11 protein-coding genes are annotated in these 14,134 nt (G+C 70.3%); 8 read left to right on the top strand and 3 right to left on the bottom strand.

Going from position 1 to position 14,134, the window contains the following annotated elements:
- Positions 1 to 138: 138 nt before the first annotated feature.
- Entirely contained in the window at positions 139 to 3,060 is a 2,922-nt protein-coding gene (locus tag ACFSCU_RS16340) for a monovalent cation/H+ antiporter subunit A (RefSeq protein WP_377561162.1), read from the bottom strand.
- 226 nt (positions 3,061 to 3,286) lie between these two features.
- On the opposite strand from ACFSCU_RS16340, the gene ACFSCU_RS16335 reads away from it, so the two are divergent.
- The 3 genes from ACFSCU_RS16335 (at position 3,287) to ACFSCU_RS16325 (ending at position 7,450) form a co-directional block, all read left to right on the top strand.
- A complete protein-coding gene (locus ACFSCU_RS16335) occupies positions 3,287 to 3,958 on the top strand; it encodes a response regulator (protein WP_180549289.1) in 672 nt (223 codons plus the stop codon).
- A 203-nt stretch (positions 3,959 to 4,161) separates the two neighbouring features.
- Positions 4,162 to 5,514 (top strand): ATP-binding protein, encoded by a 1,353-nt coding sequence (locus ACFSCU_RS16330; protein ID WP_377561161.1) that lies wholly within the window; start codon positions 4,162 to 4,164, stop codon positions 5,512 to 5,514.
- Between the two features lie 400 nt (positions 5,515 to 5,914).
- Positions 5,915 to 7,450: a DegQ family serine endoprotease gene (locus ACFSCU_RS16325; RefSeq protein ID WP_180549287.1), complete on the top strand. Its 1,536-nt coding sequence runs from the start codon at positions 5,915 to 5,917 to the stop codon at positions 7,448 to 7,450.
- A 122-nt stretch (positions 7,451 to 7,572) separates the two neighbouring features.
- Here the strand turns inward: ACFSCU_RS16325 and ACFSCU_RS16320 are convergent, their stop codons facing one another.
- Entirely contained in the window at positions 7,573 to 7,851 is a 279-nt protein-coding gene (locus ACFSCU_RS16320) for a hypothetical protein (RefSeq protein ID WP_257645542.1), read from the bottom strand.
- A gap of 88 nt (positions 7,852 to 7,939) precedes the next feature.
- Here ACFSCU_RS16320 and ACFSCU_RS16315 point away from each other — a divergent pair, with 88 nt between their 5' ends.
- From ACFSCU_RS16315 to speE, 3 genes are all read left to right on the top strand, one after another.
- Entirely contained in the window at positions 7,940 to 9,106 is a 1,167-nt protein-coding gene (locus tag ACFSCU_RS16315) for a pyridoxal phosphate-dependent aminotransferase (protein ID WP_180549286.1), read from the top strand.
- 358 nt (positions 9,107 to 9,464) lie between these two features.
- Positions 9,465 to 9,899 carry an adenosylmethionine decarboxylase gene (gene speD / locus ACFSCU_RS16310; protein ID WP_373368328.1) on the top strand — a complete coding sequence of 145 codons (435 nt, stop codon included), beginning with the start codon at positions 9,465 to 9,467 and terminating at the stop codon, positions 9,897 to 9,899.
- Positions 9,896 to 10,867, top strand: a complete 972-nt coding sequence (speE, locus tag ACFSCU_RS16305) for a polyamine aminopropyltransferase (protein WP_180549284.1) — start codon at positions 9,896 to 9,898, stop codon at positions 10,865 to 10,867. Before speD ends, speE begins: the two co-directional genes overlap by 4 nt.
- Positions 10,868 to 10,980: 113 nt before the next feature.
- On the opposite strand, the gene ACFSCU_RS16300 is transcribed toward speE, so the two are convergent.
- Complete coding sequence (locus ACFSCU_RS16300; protein WP_377561160.1) at positions 10,981 to 11,139, bottom strand: hypothetical protein; 159 nt, start codon at positions 11,137 to 11,139, stop codon at positions 10,981 to 10,983.
- A gap of 126 nt (positions 11,140 to 11,265) precedes the next feature.
- Here ACFSCU_RS16300 and rpsO point away from each other — a divergent pair, with 126 nt between their 5' ends.
- Both rpsO and pnp read left to right on the top strand, forming a co-directional pair.
- Positions 11,266 to 11,532 carry a 30S ribosomal protein S15 gene (gene rpsO, locus ACFSCU_RS16295; protein WP_333705687.1) on the top strand — a complete coding sequence of 89 codons (267 nt, stop codon included), beginning with the start codon at positions 11,266 to 11,268 and terminating at the stop codon, positions 11,530 to 11,532.
- 216 nt (positions 11,533 to 11,748) lie between these two features.
- Positions 11,749 to 14,094: a polyribonucleotide nucleotidyltransferase gene (pnp, locus tag ACFSCU_RS16290; protein ID WP_377561159.1), complete on the top strand. Its 2,346-nt coding sequence runs from the start codon at positions 11,749 to 11,751 to the stop codon at positions 14,092 to 14,094.
- The last annotated feature ends 40 nt before the right edge of the window (positions 14,095 to 14,134 follow it).

The following is a 14,134-nucleotide window of genomic DNA, read 5'->3' as shown; positions in this document are numbered from 1 at the left end:
AGGCACGGCACCAAAGGCCGCGGAGCAGGCCATGCCAGCGACAGCCGTGCCCGGACCTGCGCCGGGCACTGGCTGTGTCCCTCCTCCCGCAGGAGAGGAGGGAAGGCGCGACAGCGACTCAGGGAGGTGCTTCATGTTCTAGTCCACCTCCCTCGGGCCGGTGGTGGCCGTCACGGTCTTCTCGGGCGCCTTGCGGTGGCTGCGCACCGACTGGTGGGCCAGTGCCGTCAGGATCAGCAGGGTGGAGCCGACCACCGCCGCGAACACGCCGGCATCGAAGAACAGCGCGCTGGCGAAGTGGATCTCGCCCAGCAGCGGCAGCGTGAAGTGCGCCGTGTGCGAGGTCAGGAACGGGTAGCCCAGGAACAGCGCCCCCAGCCCCGTGCCCAGCGCCAGCAGCAGGCCGACGGCGATCCAGCGGATCACGCGCAGCTGCAGGTGCGCCTCGACCCAGTGCGTGCCGGCCACGATGTACTGCGTGATGAAGGCGATCGACAGCACCAGCCCGGCCACGAAGCCGCCACCCGGCAGGTTGTGCCCGCGCATGAAGAAATGCATCGAGATCACCGCCGCCACCGGCATCAGCAGCCGCACCAGCACGGCGGGCACCATGGCGTAGCCCAGCGCCGTGTCCTGCGCGGTGCGGGGGTTGATCAGGTCGCTCACCAGATCGGGCGGCACGGCGCGCTGCTGCGGCGGCAGCTCGATCATCTCGCGCGGCGGGCGGAAGCGCCGCAGCAGCGCGTACACCGTCAGGCCCACGATGCCCAGCACGGTGATCTCGCCCATGGTGTCGAAACCGCGGAAGTCCACCAGCATCACGTTGACCACGTTGGTGCCGCCGCCCTCGGGCAGGGCGCGGTCGATGAAGAAGGGCGAGATGCTCTGCGGCGCCGGCCGCGTCATCATGGCGTAGGCCAGGGCGGCCAGGCCGCAGCCCGAGGCGATGGCGATGGTGAAGTCGCGCGCGCGGCGGGCGCGCACCTTCAGGCCCAGGCGGGGCGATTCGTCCTGCAGGCGCTTGGGCAGCCAGCGCAGGCCGAGCAGGAACAGGATGGTGGTGACCACCTCCACCGTCAGCTGCGTCAGCGCCAGGTCGGGCGCCGAGAACCACAGGAAGGTGAGGCTGACCGCCAGGCCCACGGCACCGATCATGACCAGCGCCGCCAGCCGGTGGAACTTGGCCTGGTTGGCGGTGGCGATGGCGCACACGCAGCCCAGCACCCAGATCAGCGCGAACTCGAAGCTGGCCGGCACGCGCTCGCGGTCGCCCCAGGTCACGCCGCCGCGCCACAGCGCGCCGGCCGCCAGCGCGATGGCCGCCAGCACGATCAGCAGCATCTGCGGCTGCAGCCGGTGGGTGGACAGCAGCGTCAGCCCGCGGCGGCTGGCGCGGTCCAGCCCGTACAGCAGGCTCTGGAACAGGCGCTGCCCGTCGATGCCCTGCAGCAGCGGCACGTGCTTCAGGCGGCCGGTTTCCAGCGCCTTGTGCAGCAGCAGGAACAGCGCGATGCCGCCCACCAGCGCGATCATGCTCATCACCAGCGGCTTGTTCACGCCGTGCCAGATGGCCAGGCTGTAGGCGGGCATGGCGCCGCCTACCACCGGGCGCGCCGCCAGGTCCAGCGCCGGGCCGATGGACCACTGCGGAAAGATGCCCACCACGATGCACACCAGCACCAGCACCTCGATCGGCACGCGCATCCAGCGCACCGGCTCGTGCGGCTCCAGCGGCAGGTCCTTGGCCGGCGGGCCGAAGAACACGTCGACCGAGAAGCGCAGCGAATACACCACGGCGAAGATGCCCGCCACCGTGGCGGCGATCGGCAGGCCGACGTCGAGCCAGGGCATGGCGCTCAGGTCGATGGTCTCGGCGAAGAACATCTCCTTCGACAGGAAGCCGTTCATCAACGGCACGCCCGCCATGGCCGCGCTGGCCACCAGCGCCAGCGTGCCGGTGATCGGCATGGCCTTGAACAGGCCCGACAGGCGCCGGATGTCGCGCGAGCCGGTTTCGTGGTCGATGATGCCGGCGGCCATGAACAGCGAGGCCTTGAAGGTCGCGTGGTTCATGATGTGGAACACGGCGGCCACGGCGGCCAGGTCGCGGTTCAGGCCCAGCAGCAGGGTGATCAGGCCCAGGTGGCTGATGGTGGAATAGGCCAGCAGCCCCTTCAGGTCGTTCTGGAACATGGCGATGTACGCGCCCAGCACCAGCGTGACCACGCCCGCGCCGCCGACGATCCAGAACCATTCCGGCGTGCCCGACAGCGCCGGCCACAGCCGCGCCAGCAGGAACACGCCCGCCTTCACCATGGTGGCCGAGTGCAGGTAGGCCGACACCGGCGTGGGCGCCGCCATGGCGCGCGGCAGCCAGACGTGGAAAGGGAACTGCGCGCTCTTGGTGAGCGCGCCCAGCAGCACCAGCACCACCATGGTGGTGTACAGCTCGTGCGCGCGGATGCGGTCGCCCGCGGCCAGCACGGCGTCCAGGTCGTAGCTGCCCACGATGTGGCCCAGCATCAGCATGCCGGCCAGCAGCGCCAGGCCGCCGGCGCCGGTGATGGTGAGCGCCATGCGCGCGCCGCGCCGCGCGTCGCGCCGGTGGTGCCAGTAGCCGATCAGCAGAAAGCTGAACAGGCTGGTCAGCTCCCAGAAGAAGGCGATCTGCACCAGGTTGCCCGACAGCACCACCCCCAGCATGGCGCCCATGAACGCCAGGAAGAACGAGAAGAAGCGCGGCACCGGGTCGTTCTTGCTCATGTAGTAGCGCGCGTACAGCGCCACCAGCGTGCCGATGCCCGTCACCAGCATGGCGAACATCCAGGCAAAGCCGTCCATGCGGATGACGAAATTGATGCCGGCCGACGGAATCCAGCGGTATTCCTCGCGCAGCACCTCGCCCGCGCGCAGCTGCGGGAACAGCAGCGCCACCCACACCAGCCCCGCTGCGGCCACCAGCGCCGCCCACGTCGCCGCTGCGGTGCGGGCGTGGGTGGGCATCAGTGCGGCCACCAGGCTGCCGGCGAAAGGCAGGAGAAGCAGGTAAACCAGATCCATCAGGGGGAAAACGGGTGGAAGCCAGCCCCGTGCACCCGCGCTGCGGGTGCCGCGGCCAGTGGCGGCAGGGTCGGGAAACGGTGCGGGAACGACCACTGGCGGTGGCCGCGAGAGGCGCAATGATAACAGTGATGTTTTGATGCGTACCCGGCTCGGGACATGCGCCAGCAGCTATCGAAAACGGAGTGATCGGCGCCCGCCGCTTCTGGCCGTAACATCGCATTCCATGCGCATCCTGCTGGCCGAGGACGACACCATGATCGGCGAGATCGTGCTCGACGCCCTGCGCGCCGAGCACTACGCCGTGGACTGGGTGAAGGACGGCGCCATGGCCGAAACCGCCCTGGCCACCACCGACTACGACCTGCTGCTGCTGGACCTGGGCCTGCCGCGCCAGGACGGGCTGGCCGTGCTGCGCGGCCTGCGCGCGCGCCGCCAGCGCCTGCCGGTGCTGATCGCCACGGCGCGCGATGCCGTGGCCCAGCGCGTGGCGGGGCTGGACGCCGGCGCCGACGACTACATCGTCAAGCCCTACGACCTGGATGAGCTGCTGGCGCGCATCCGCGCGCTGCTGCGCCGCGCCGACGGCCGCGCCGAGCCGGCCTACGAGTGGGGCGACGTGCGCATCGTGCCGGCCACGCGCGAGGTCACGCTGCGCGGCGTGCCGGTGCAGCTGTCGGCGCGCGAATGGGCGGTGCTGGAGCCGCTGCTGGCCCGTCCGGGGCGCGTGCTGTCGCGCCAGCAGCTGGAGGACAAGCTGTATTCGTGGCGCGACGAGGTCAGCAGCAACGCGGTCGAGGTCTACATCCACGGCGTGCGCAAGAAGCTGGGCGCCGGGCTGATCGAGAACCAGCGCGGGCTGGGTTACCGGGTGCCGGATGAAGAGGCACCCCGCTGAGTCGCCTGGCGGCGCCTTCCCCCTTGCGCTGCGCGAGGGGAGACATCGCCAGCGGGCGGGCCAAGCCCTTGCACGGCGATCACTGGCCTGGCCTGCTCCGCGGCCGTTCGAACTTCAAGGATCGCCGGTGAGGTGCCGACATGAAAACTCCTGATTCAATAGCTGCTTGCGCTTGATGCACAAGGGCTGGAGGGCAAAAAGGCTTGAAAAACGAAGTGAAGCGCGAGTTCTCGCTGCGCGGGCGCCTGACCGGCGCGCTGCTGGCGGCGGTGCTGCTGTTTGCGCTGTTGCAGGCGGCCGTCACCTACCGCACGGCGCGTGCCGAGACCGAGGCGCTGTTCGACGCCCAGATGCAGCGCATCGCGCTGTCGCTGTCGGGCGGGCTGGCGGCCGGTGCGCTGAACGAGGCCGACCCGCCCGCCGACAGCCCGGCCGCGCAGGAGATGATCATCCAGGTGTGGCGCGCCGATGGCGTGATGCAGTACCGCAGCCCGCTCGGCCGCCTGCTGCCGCCGCAGACGGTGATCGGCTTCAGCGACGTCGCGGCCGGCGCCGAGCGCTACCGCGTCTACGCCCTGCGCACCGCCACCCAGGTGGTGCAGGTGGCGCAGCACACCGAGGCGCGGCGCCAGATGGCCGGCGCGCTGGCGCTGCGCGCCGTGCTGCCGGTCGCGCTGCTGGCGCCGGTGCTGATGCTGATCGTGTGTTGGGTGGTGGGCCGCGCGCTCGGCCCCATCGAGCGCGCGCGCCGCCAGGTGGCCGCGCGCCGGCCCGACGACCTCTCGCCCCTGCCCACCGCCGATCTGCCGGCCGAATTGCGGCCGCTGGTGGACGAGATGAACGGCCTGTTCAGCCGCCTGGCCGCGGCCTGGGCCGCGCTGGCCGACTTCACCGCCGACGCCGCGCACGAGTTGCGCTCGCCGCTGGCCGCGCTGCGCCTGCAGGTGCAGGGCCTGCAGCGCGCCGATTCGCCCGCCGCGCGCCAGCTGGCCACGCAGCGCCTGCTGGCCGGCATCGACCGCGCCACACGCCTGGTGGAGCAGCTGCTGGCACTGGCGCGCCAGGAAGGCGCCGCGCGCGATGCCCCGCGCACCCCGGTCGACCTGGTGGCGCTGGCCCACGCCGCGGCCGACGACGCCCGGCCCGAGGCGCTGCGCCGCGCCGTGGCGCTGGCGCTGGACGCACCGGCCCCCGCCATGGTGCAGGGCCAGCCCGAGGCCCTGGCGGTGCTGCTGCGCAACCTGCTCGACAACGCCTTGCGCCACACGCTCGAGGGCGGGCAGGTGCGGGTGCAGGTGGTGCCGGCCGCGCAGTGCGCCGGCCCGGTGCTGGCGGTGGACGACAGCGGCCCCGGCATCGCGCCCGAAGACCGCGACCGCGTGCTGGCGCGCTTTTACCGCGTGCCCGGCACGCCGGGCCACGGCAGCGGCCTGGGCCTGGCCATCGTGGCCGCGGTGGCCGAGCGACACGGCGCCCGGCTGCACATCGACGCCTCCGCCGCGCTGGGCGGCGCGCGCATCGCGGTGTGCTTCGCGCCCGACGCGGGCGCGGCCTGATTCCAGATCAAAGCTGCAACATCTCGTCATTCCGACGCAAAGCCTGCCCAGTACGGCGATACGGGGCCGCACTCCAGACGGCGTGTGCGGAGAGCCATGGATCCCGGCCTTCGCCGGGATGACGGTGATGGACGCATTGAATTGGAAATGGAATGAAAAGCTGCGCAGGTGGCCGTCGCGCGCCGCCGGGCGCCGGTTTGGCGGCGGGCAGCGGCATTGCCGTTCCTGCCAAAGGCACCAGCCCCAGGCTGCGCATCGCGCCTTGCGTGTCGTCTCCATCCGCATCCCGGCCGGTTCGCGCCGAGCGCCGGTGCTGATCCTAAGTTTCGCCTAACTGTCGGGCGGCACAGTCCTTTCCATACCGCCCGGCGTGGCGGCCTCACACGAAAGGATGATGCTCATGAACACGAGCGTGCAATGGACTTCGAAGAAGCTGGTGGCGGCCCTGATCGCCGCCGGCGTGCTGGGCGGCATGGGCGCCACGGCGGTGCAGCAGGCGCCGTTCGCCGGCCATGCGCAGGCGCAGGCGGCACCGCCCGCCGTGACCGCCACGGCGCCGCTGCCATCGGCCACGGGCGTGGCGGCGCCCGATTTCAGCGCCATCACCGCCCGCTACGGCCCGGCGGTGGTCAACATCAGCACCACGGGCACACGCAAGGTGTCGCTGCAGGGCGATGACGAGGACGACGCCGACAGCGCCCCCGCCGCCCAGCGCGGCGGGCCGGATGCGCAGATGCAGGAGTTCCTGCGCCAGTTCGGCTTTCCGCCCGGCATGTTCGGCCAGGGCCAGCGCGGCGGGCCGGCGCAGGAGCTGCCCACGCGCGGGCAGGGCTCGGGCTTCATCGTCAGCCCCGACGGCGTGATCCTGACCAACGCCCACGTGGTGCGCGGCGCCGACGAGGTGACGGTCAAGCTCACCGACCGGCGCGAGTTCCGCGCCAAGGTGCTGGGCCAGGACGCCAGGACCGACGTCGCGGTGCTGAAGATCGACGCCAGCGGCCTGCCCACCGTGCCGCTGGGCAGCAGCCAGGCGCTGAAGGCGGGCGAATGGGTGCTGGCCATCGGCTCGCCCTTCGGCTTCGAGAACACGGTGACGGCCGGCGTGGTCAGCGCCAAGGGCCGGTCGCTGCCCGACGACAGCGCCGTGCCCTTCATCCAGACCGACGTGGCGGTCAACCCCGGCAACTCGGGCGGCCCGCTGTTCAACGCGCGGGGCGAGGTGGTGGGCATCAACTCGCAGATCTACAGCCGCTCGGGCGGCTACCAGGGTGTGTCGTTCGCCATTCCGATCGAGCTGGCCACGCACATCCAGCGCCAGATCGTGGCGCACGGCAAGGTCGAGCACGCGCGCCTGGGCGTGACGGTGCAGGAGGTGAACCAGGCCTTCGCCGATTCGTTCAGGCTGCCGCGGCCCGAAGGCGCGCTGGTGTCGAGCGTGGAAGACGGCGGCCCGGCGGCGCGGGCCGGCCTGCGCTCGGGCGACGTCATCACCGGCGTGAACGGGCAGCGCGTGGTGGCCTCGGGCGACCTGCCGGCCATCATCGGCATGGCGCGGCCGGGCGAATCGGTGCGGCTGGACGTGTGGCGCGGCGGCAAGCCGCAGACGCTAACGGCGCAACTCGGCAACGCCCAGGGCCAGGCCCAGGCCGTGACGGCAGCGCCCGCCGGCCAGGGCAAGCTGGGGCTGGCGCTGCGCCCCTTGCAGCCGCAGGAGAAGGCAGCCGCCCAGGTCGCCGGCGGCCTGCTGGTGGAGCAGGCCAGCGGCGCCGCCGCACGCGCCGGCGTGCAGCCGGGCGACGTGGTCGTCTCGGTCAACGGCCAGCCGGTGAAGGACGTCGCGCAGGTGCGCGGCATCGTCGCCCAGGCCGACAAGTCGGTGGCGCTGTTGATTCGGCGTGACGGGCAGCAGCTGTTCGTGCCCATGCGCGTGGGTTGACAGGTATTGATGGGGGAGTATGTGTCTCTGGCGCCCGTCAGTCGGGAGCTGGCGGTCGAATGGGTGGGGAGTATTTGGATTTCCCCGCGTGTGCTGCCGATGGCAGGCACGGCGCCCGACCGTTACCGGCGCGCCTTGGGCGGCGCTGCGTACCCCAGGCACGCGCCCGCGTTCGGGCGGCCCTGGCATTCGCGGCGCAGGCGCGCGTCCTCGCTGCGCTGGCGCTGCGCCGGGGTCTGGCCGTCCACGTAGGTCACCTTGGGCTCCTTCGGCTGGCCGCGCTTGCCGCTGCGCGGCTTGGCATCGGCCGGCCCGGCGGCGAGGGCCAGGCACAGCGCGCCGGCAGCCAGCGCCAGCCAGCGGGTGGACGGGGTCGACAACGCGGTCACGGTGCTCCTCATGGGGTTCTCCAGCATTTTGGGCCGCCGCGCGCGTGCCGGTTTTCGTGCGATGCTCGCGGCCTGCGCCATTAGATGAGCCCCGCCCACCATGCGTCAAGCCGTCCTCAACCTCGAAGAATCCAAGATCCGTGAAGTCGCCAACGCCGGCATGGGGCGTGCCGACGTGCTGCCGTTCTGGTTCGGCGAGAGCGACGAGGTCACGCCCGAGGCGATCCGCGCCGCCGGCATCGCCTCGCTGCAGGCGGGCGAAACCTTCTACTCGCACAACCTGGGCCTGCCCGCGCTGCGCGACGCCGTCGCCGCCTACACCAGCGCGCTGCACGGCGGCGTGGCCATCGACCGCATCGCCATCACCTCGGGCGGCGTCAATGCGCTCATCGTCGCCATGCAGGCGCTGATCGACGCCGGCGACGAGGTGGTCGCCGTGACCCCCGTGTGGCCCAACCTGACGGCGCAGCCGCGCATCCTGGGCGCGCGCCTGCGCTGCGTGGCACTGCAGCCGGACGCCGCAGGCGCCTGGCGGCTGGACCTGCCCGCGCTGCTGGCCGCCATCACGCCGGCCACGAAGATGCTGGTGGTCAATTCGCCCAACAACCCCACGGGCTGGACGCTCTCGAAAGCAGAGCAGCAGGCGATCCTGGAGCGCTGCCGCGCCACCGGCACCTGGATCCTGTCGGACGAGGTGTACGAGCGCCTGTACTACGCCGGCGACACCGCCAGCGGCGCGGCGCCCAGCTTTCTCGACATCGCCCGGCCCGACGACCGCCTGGTGGTGGTGCAGAGCTTCTCGAAAGCCTTCCTGATGACCGGCTGGCGCCTGGGCTACCTCGTGATGCCGCCCGACATGACGCCGCAGGTCGGCAAGCTGCTGGAGTTCAACACCTCGTGCGCGCCGGTGTTCGTGCAGCGCGCCGCCATGGTGGCGCTGGCGCAGACCGAGGCCATCACCCCGCGCATCGTGGCGCACCTGCAGCGCTGCCGCGACACGCTGGTGCCGCTGCTGCAGGCCGTGCCGGGCGTGCGCACCAGCGCCGCGCCGGGCGGCATGTACGCCTTTCTGCGCATCGAAGGGCAGGACGATTCGCTGTCGCTGGCCAAGCGCCTGGTGGCCGAGGCCGGCCTGGGCCTGGCGCCCGGCATCGCCTTCGGCCCCGAAGCCGAGGGCTGGCTGCGCTGGTGCTTTGCCTCGCAGGACGCGGCGCGGCTGGGGCAGGGCGTCGACCGGCTGCGCGCCTGGCTAGCCGCCCAGGCCTGAAGCGCCCGCGGCTTCGGCTGCCCCATTTCTTGCGCCGACCGCCCGCGCGCCCATGCCCCGGGCGTGCGTTGATGTGCGTTATTACCGCTGATTGGTTGCAAGCTTATGTCAAAAACGATATAATCCTTGGTTCCCCGGACGGGGCTGGCTGCTTTTTAAGTGGCCGCCGCGTTCGGGCCATCTTCCGCCTTTTTCTGCAAACCGCTTCGGTGTGAGCGCAGGCTTGTTGGGGCGGACTTTCGTTTCCGCGCGGGGGTTGTCAAAAGCCTCCGGTCAGCGGTTTCCGTGGCCGCCGCCGGCTTGTTCAGGCGGCGCGTCCTGTTTGCCACCTTGACCGTGGAGATGTGACATGCGCGTATTGCCTCACACCGATTCCCCTGTTCCCATTGTTTCGTCGCGTGCCTCGCTGCAGAGCGAACGCACCGTGCCGCGCCATGCGCCCGGCCTGCACCTGATCGGCGACCTGTACGGCTGCCGCGGCGATGCCGCCCTGATGACCGACGCCGCCAGGCTGGAGGCCTTCTGCAAGCAGGCCGTGGCCGACGCCGGCCTGACCACCGTGGGCAGCCTGTTCCACAGCTTCGGCGAAGGCGAGGGCGTGACCGGCGCCGTGGTGCTGGCCGAATCGCACCTGGCCCTGCACACCTGGCCGGAAGACGACTACGTCACGCTCGACGTCTACGTGTGCAGCTACAGCTGCGACAACTCGGCCAAGGCCGAGGCGCTGTTCGCCGCGCTGCAACAGGCCTTCCAGCCGACCGACCCGCACCTGCACCGGGTCGTGCGCGCATGAGCGCGCCCCACGACGCGGGCACGCCCGCCGGCGGCGGCGCCTTCGCCGTCGAGCAGCTCTCGCCCGACTTCGGCTTCTACGTGCGCACCACCGAACTGCTGGCCGAGGCGCGCTCGCCCGACCAGCACATCGAGATCGTGCAGACGCCGCTGTTCGGCCGCGCCATGCGCATCGACGGCTGCTTCATGACCAGCGAGCGCGACGAATTCTTCTACCACGAGCCCATGATCCACCTGCCCGCCATCACGCACGGCGACGTGCGCCAGGCGCTGGTGGTGGGCGGCGGCGACGGCGGTGCCGCGCACAACCTGCTGCGCTACCCGCAGATGCAGCGCGTGGTGCTGGCCGAACTCGACCGCGAAGTCATCGACATGGCGCGCCAATGGCTGCCCGCCGTGCACCGCGGCGCCTTCGACGATCCGCGCCTGGACATCCGCCTGGGCGACGGCCGCGCCTTCATCGAAGGCTGCGAGGCCCAGTTCGACCAGATCGTGCTCGACCTGACCGACCCCTTCGGCCCCGCCGTGGCGCTGTACACGCGCCAGTTCTACCGCGCCTGCCAGCGCGCGCTCAAGCCCGGCGGCGTCATCTCGCTGCACATCCAGTCGCCCATCCACCGCGGCGACACCATGGCGCGCATCGTCGCCTCGCTGCGCGGCGTGTTCGGCGTGGTGCGGCCGTACCTGCAATACGTGCCGCTGTACGGCACCCTGTGGGCCATGGCCATGGCCTCCGACAGCGCCGACCCGCTGGCCCTGCCCGCGGCCGAGGTCGATGCCCGCCTGGCGCGCGACGGGCTGACCGATTTGCAGCTCTACAGCGGCGCCACCCACCACGGCATACTGAGCCTGCCGCCCTTCGTGCAAGCGTTGCTGGCCGCGCCCGCCCAGCCGGTGGACGACGGCGACAGCCTGGACGAGCCCAGCCTGGCGCAGGCCGCCGGCGCGCTGCGACTGGTGGCCGGCTGACGCACGCCGCCGCCACGCGCAGCCGACCGCGCCAGGTTCGCCCGCCCCTACACGGCGCCGCCCCGCAGGGCGGGCGGCGCACTGTCCGGGGCAGGGGGGACTTCCAAGATTTTTTACATATCGAAAAACAGCTTTTGCGCCCATCCACCAAGCGCAAGCAGCTCTTTTTTCAATACCGGCATAACGCGCCAAATCGCTATCGCCTGTTTTGACGCCTGGCCGGGCAGCGGCCATTGCCGGCGCGCGTGCGGGCCTGGCTCGAGCTGCTGCACGCGCCGCTGCGCTGTCCCTGAGGTTCACGCGCTATAATCCTCAGGTTTTGCATCTTGCAGAACGCACGTGGCATGCAGTTCCGGCGCGCCACGCAAGTCAAACCATTTGGAACGAGGAATTTTTCAATGATCTCCAAAGAGAACAAGGCCACCGTGGTCGCCGACAACGCACGCGCCGCCGGCGACACGGGCAGCCCCGAAGTGCAAGTCGCCATCCTCACGGCCCGCATCAACGAGCTCACCCCCCACTTCAAGCAGCACGCCAAGGACCACCACGGCCGCCGCGGCCTGCTGCGCATGGTCAGCCGCCGCCGCAAGCTGCTCGACTACCTTAAGGGCAAGGATGCCGACCGCTACCTCGCCCTGATCCAGAAGCTGGGCCTGCGCAAGTAAGCGCCCATGCATGCCAAAACGCCTGACGCCGCATGTGGCTCAGGCGTTTTTGTCTTTTTTCAACCCGGAGCGACGGGCATTCAGAAGCTGAAGCTGTGTCATTCCACCAGCGGGGCGCCGGCGGCGCGCGTTGATGGAATGGCATCGTGTTCTGAGTGAAATCCGGCTCCAACGCAGGACCAGCTTGCGCAAGCAGCTACTATTAAAGGAGCAATCATGAGCCTGTTCAACAAAGTCACCAAGTCCTTCCAGTGGGGCGACAAGACCGTCGTCATGGAAACCGGCGAAATCGCCCGCCAGGCCAGCGGCGCCGTGCTGGTCGAGATCGACGGCACCGTGGTGCTGGCCACCGTGGCCGCCAGCAAGTCGGCCAAGCCGGGGCAGGACTTCTTCCCGCTCACCGTCGACTACATCGAGAAGACCTACGCCGCCGGCAAGATCCCCGGCAGCTTCTTCAAGCGCGAGGCCAAGCCGAGCGAGCTGGAGACGCTGACCAGCCGCCTGATCGACCGCCCGATCCGTCCGCTGTTCCCCGATGGCTTCTTCAACGAAGTGCACGTCGTCATCCACACGCTGTCGCTGAACCCCGAGGTCGATGCCGACATCGCCGCCATGATCGGCGTCAGCGCAGCGCTGTCGATCAGCGGCATCCCGTTCAACGGCCCCATCGGCGCCGCGCGCGTGGGCTACGTCAACGGTGAATACGTGCTGAACCCCGGCCCCACGGCGCGCAAGAACAGCAAGCTTGACCTGGTCGTGGCCGGCACCGAAGCCGCCGTGCTGATGGTCGAATCCGAGGCCGACCAGCTGAGCGAAGACGTGATGCTGGGCGGCGTGGTGTTCGGCCACGAGCAGGGCAAGATCGCCATCAACGCCATCCACGAGCTGGTGCGCGAAGCCGGCAAGCCGCTGTGGGCCGAGAACGGCACCTGGACGCCCGAGGCCAAGGACGAGGACTTCATCGCCAAGGTGAACGCCGCCGCTGAAGAGAAGCTGCGCGCCGCCTACCAGATTCGCAGCAAGCAGGCCCGCACGCAAGCCCTGCGCGAGGCCAATGCCGCCGTCAAGGCCGAGCTGGCCGCGCAAGGCGTCGAGTTCGACGCCGTCAAGCTCGACAACCTGCTGTTCGAGGCCGAGGCCCGCATCGTGCGCGGCCAGATTCTGGCCGGCGAGCCGCGCATCGACGGCCGCGACACGCGCACCGTGCGCCCCATCGAGATCCGCAACAGCGTGCTGCCGCGCACCCACGGCTCGGCGCTGTTCACGCGCGGCGAGACGCAGGCGCTGGTGGTCACCACGCTGGGCACCGAGCGCGATGCGCAGCGCATCGACGCGCTGGCCGGCGAGTTCGAGGACCGCTTCCTGTTCCACTACAACATGCCCCCCTTCGCCACCGGCGAGGCGGGCCGCATGGGCAGCACCAAGCGCCGCGAAGTCGGCCACGGCCGCCTGGCCAAGCGCGCGCTGATTCCGCTGCTGCCGGCCAAGGACGAGTTTCCGTACACCATCCGCGTGGTGTCGGAGATCACCGAATCCAACGGCTCCAGCTCGATGGCCTCCGTGTGCGGCGGCTGCCTGTCGATGATGGACGCCGGCGTGCCGATGAAGGCGCACGTGGCGGGCATCGCCATGGGCCTGATCAAGGAAGACAACCGCTTCGCCGTGCTGACCGACATCCTGGGCGATGAGGATCATCTGGGCGACATGGACTTCAAGGTGGCCGGCACCACCAGCGGCATCACCGCGCTGCAGATGGACATCAAGATCCAGGGCATCACCAAGGAGATCATGCAGGTCGCTCTGGCGCAGGCCAAGGAAGCGCGCATGCACATCCTGGGCAAGATGCAGGAGGCGATGGGCGAGGCCAAGACCGAGATCAGCGCCTACGCGCCCAAGCTGTACACGATGAAGATCAACCCCGAGAAGATCCGCGACGTGATCGGCAAGGGCGGCGCCACCATCCGCCAGCTGACGGAAGAAACCGGCTGCACCATCGACATCGCCGAGGACGGCACCATCACCATCGGCAGCACCGATGCCGCCAAGGCCGACGAGGCCCGCGCGCGCATCGAGGCCATCACGGCCGAGGCCGAGGTGGGCGCCGTGTACGAAGGCCCGATCACCAAGCTGCTGGAGTTCGGCGCGCTGGTCAACATCCTGCCCGGCAAGGACGGCCTGCTGCACATCAGCCAGATCGCGCACGAGCGCGTGGAGAAGGTCAGCGACTACCTGCAGGAAGGCCAGATCGTCAAGGTCAAGGTACTGGAGACCGACGACAAGGGCCGCATCAAGCTGTCGATGAAGGCGCTGCTGGATCGCCCGGCGCGTGAAGACGGCGGCAACGGCTACGGCGAGGACCGCCCGCCGCGCGAATACCGCGAGCGTGGCGACCGCCCGCCCCGTGGCGAGCGTGGTGATCGCGGCGACCGGGGTGATCGCGGCGACCGTGGTGACCGCGGCCCGCGTGAAGACCGTGGCGAGCGCCCCCCGCGTGCCGAGCGCGAGGAGCGCCCGGTGCCGGCCGAGAGCGCGGAGAGCCCCGAGCAGCAACAGCAGCAGTGATTTGCTGCGGTTTCCATAGCTGCTCGCGCTTGCTATACAA

Origin of the sequence: Ottowia beijingensis (genome assembly GCF_042680925.1) — a bacterium.
GTDB lineage: Bacteria > Pseudomonadota > Gammaproteobacteria > Burkholderiales > Burkholderiaceae_C > Ottowia > Ottowia beijingensis.
This window is presented reverse-complemented; position numbering and strand designations above follow the sequence as displayed.

Excerpts from the sequence above, each read along its gene's own strand:
- speE (WP_180549284.1), top strand. The coding sequence starts at position 9,896 with ATGAGCGCGCCCCACGACGCGGGCACGCCCGCCGGCGGCGGCGCCTTC.
- ACFSCU_RS16325 (WP_180549287.1), top strand. The coding sequence starts at position 5,915 with ATGAACACGAGCGTGCAATGGACTTCGAAGAAGCTGGTGGCGGCCCTG.
- rpsO (WP_333705687.1), top strand. The coding sequence starts at position 11,266 with ATGATCTCCAAAGAGAACAAGGCCACCGTGGTCGCCGACAACGCACGC.
- ACFSCU_RS16315 (WP_180549286.1), top strand. The coding sequence starts at position 7,940 with ATGCGTCAAGCCGTCCTCAACCTCGAAGAATCCAAGATCCGTGAAGTC.
- pnp (WP_377561159.1), top strand. The coding sequence starts at position 11,749 with ATGAGCCTGTTCAACAAAGTCACCAAGTCCTTCCAGTGGGGCGACAAG.
- ACFSCU_RS16320 (WP_257645542.1), bottom strand. The coding sequence starts at position 7,851 with ATGAGGAGCACCGTGACCGCGTTGTCGACCCCGTCCACCCGCTGGCTG.
- ACFSCU_RS16340 (WP_377561162.1), bottom strand. The coding sequence starts at position 3,060 with ATGGATCTGGTTTACCTGCTTCTCCTGCCTTTCGCCGGCAGCCTGGTG.
- ACFSCU_RS16335 (WP_180549289.1), top strand. The coding sequence starts at position 3,287 with ATGCGCATCCTGCTGGCCGAGGACGACACCATGATCGGCGAGATCGTG.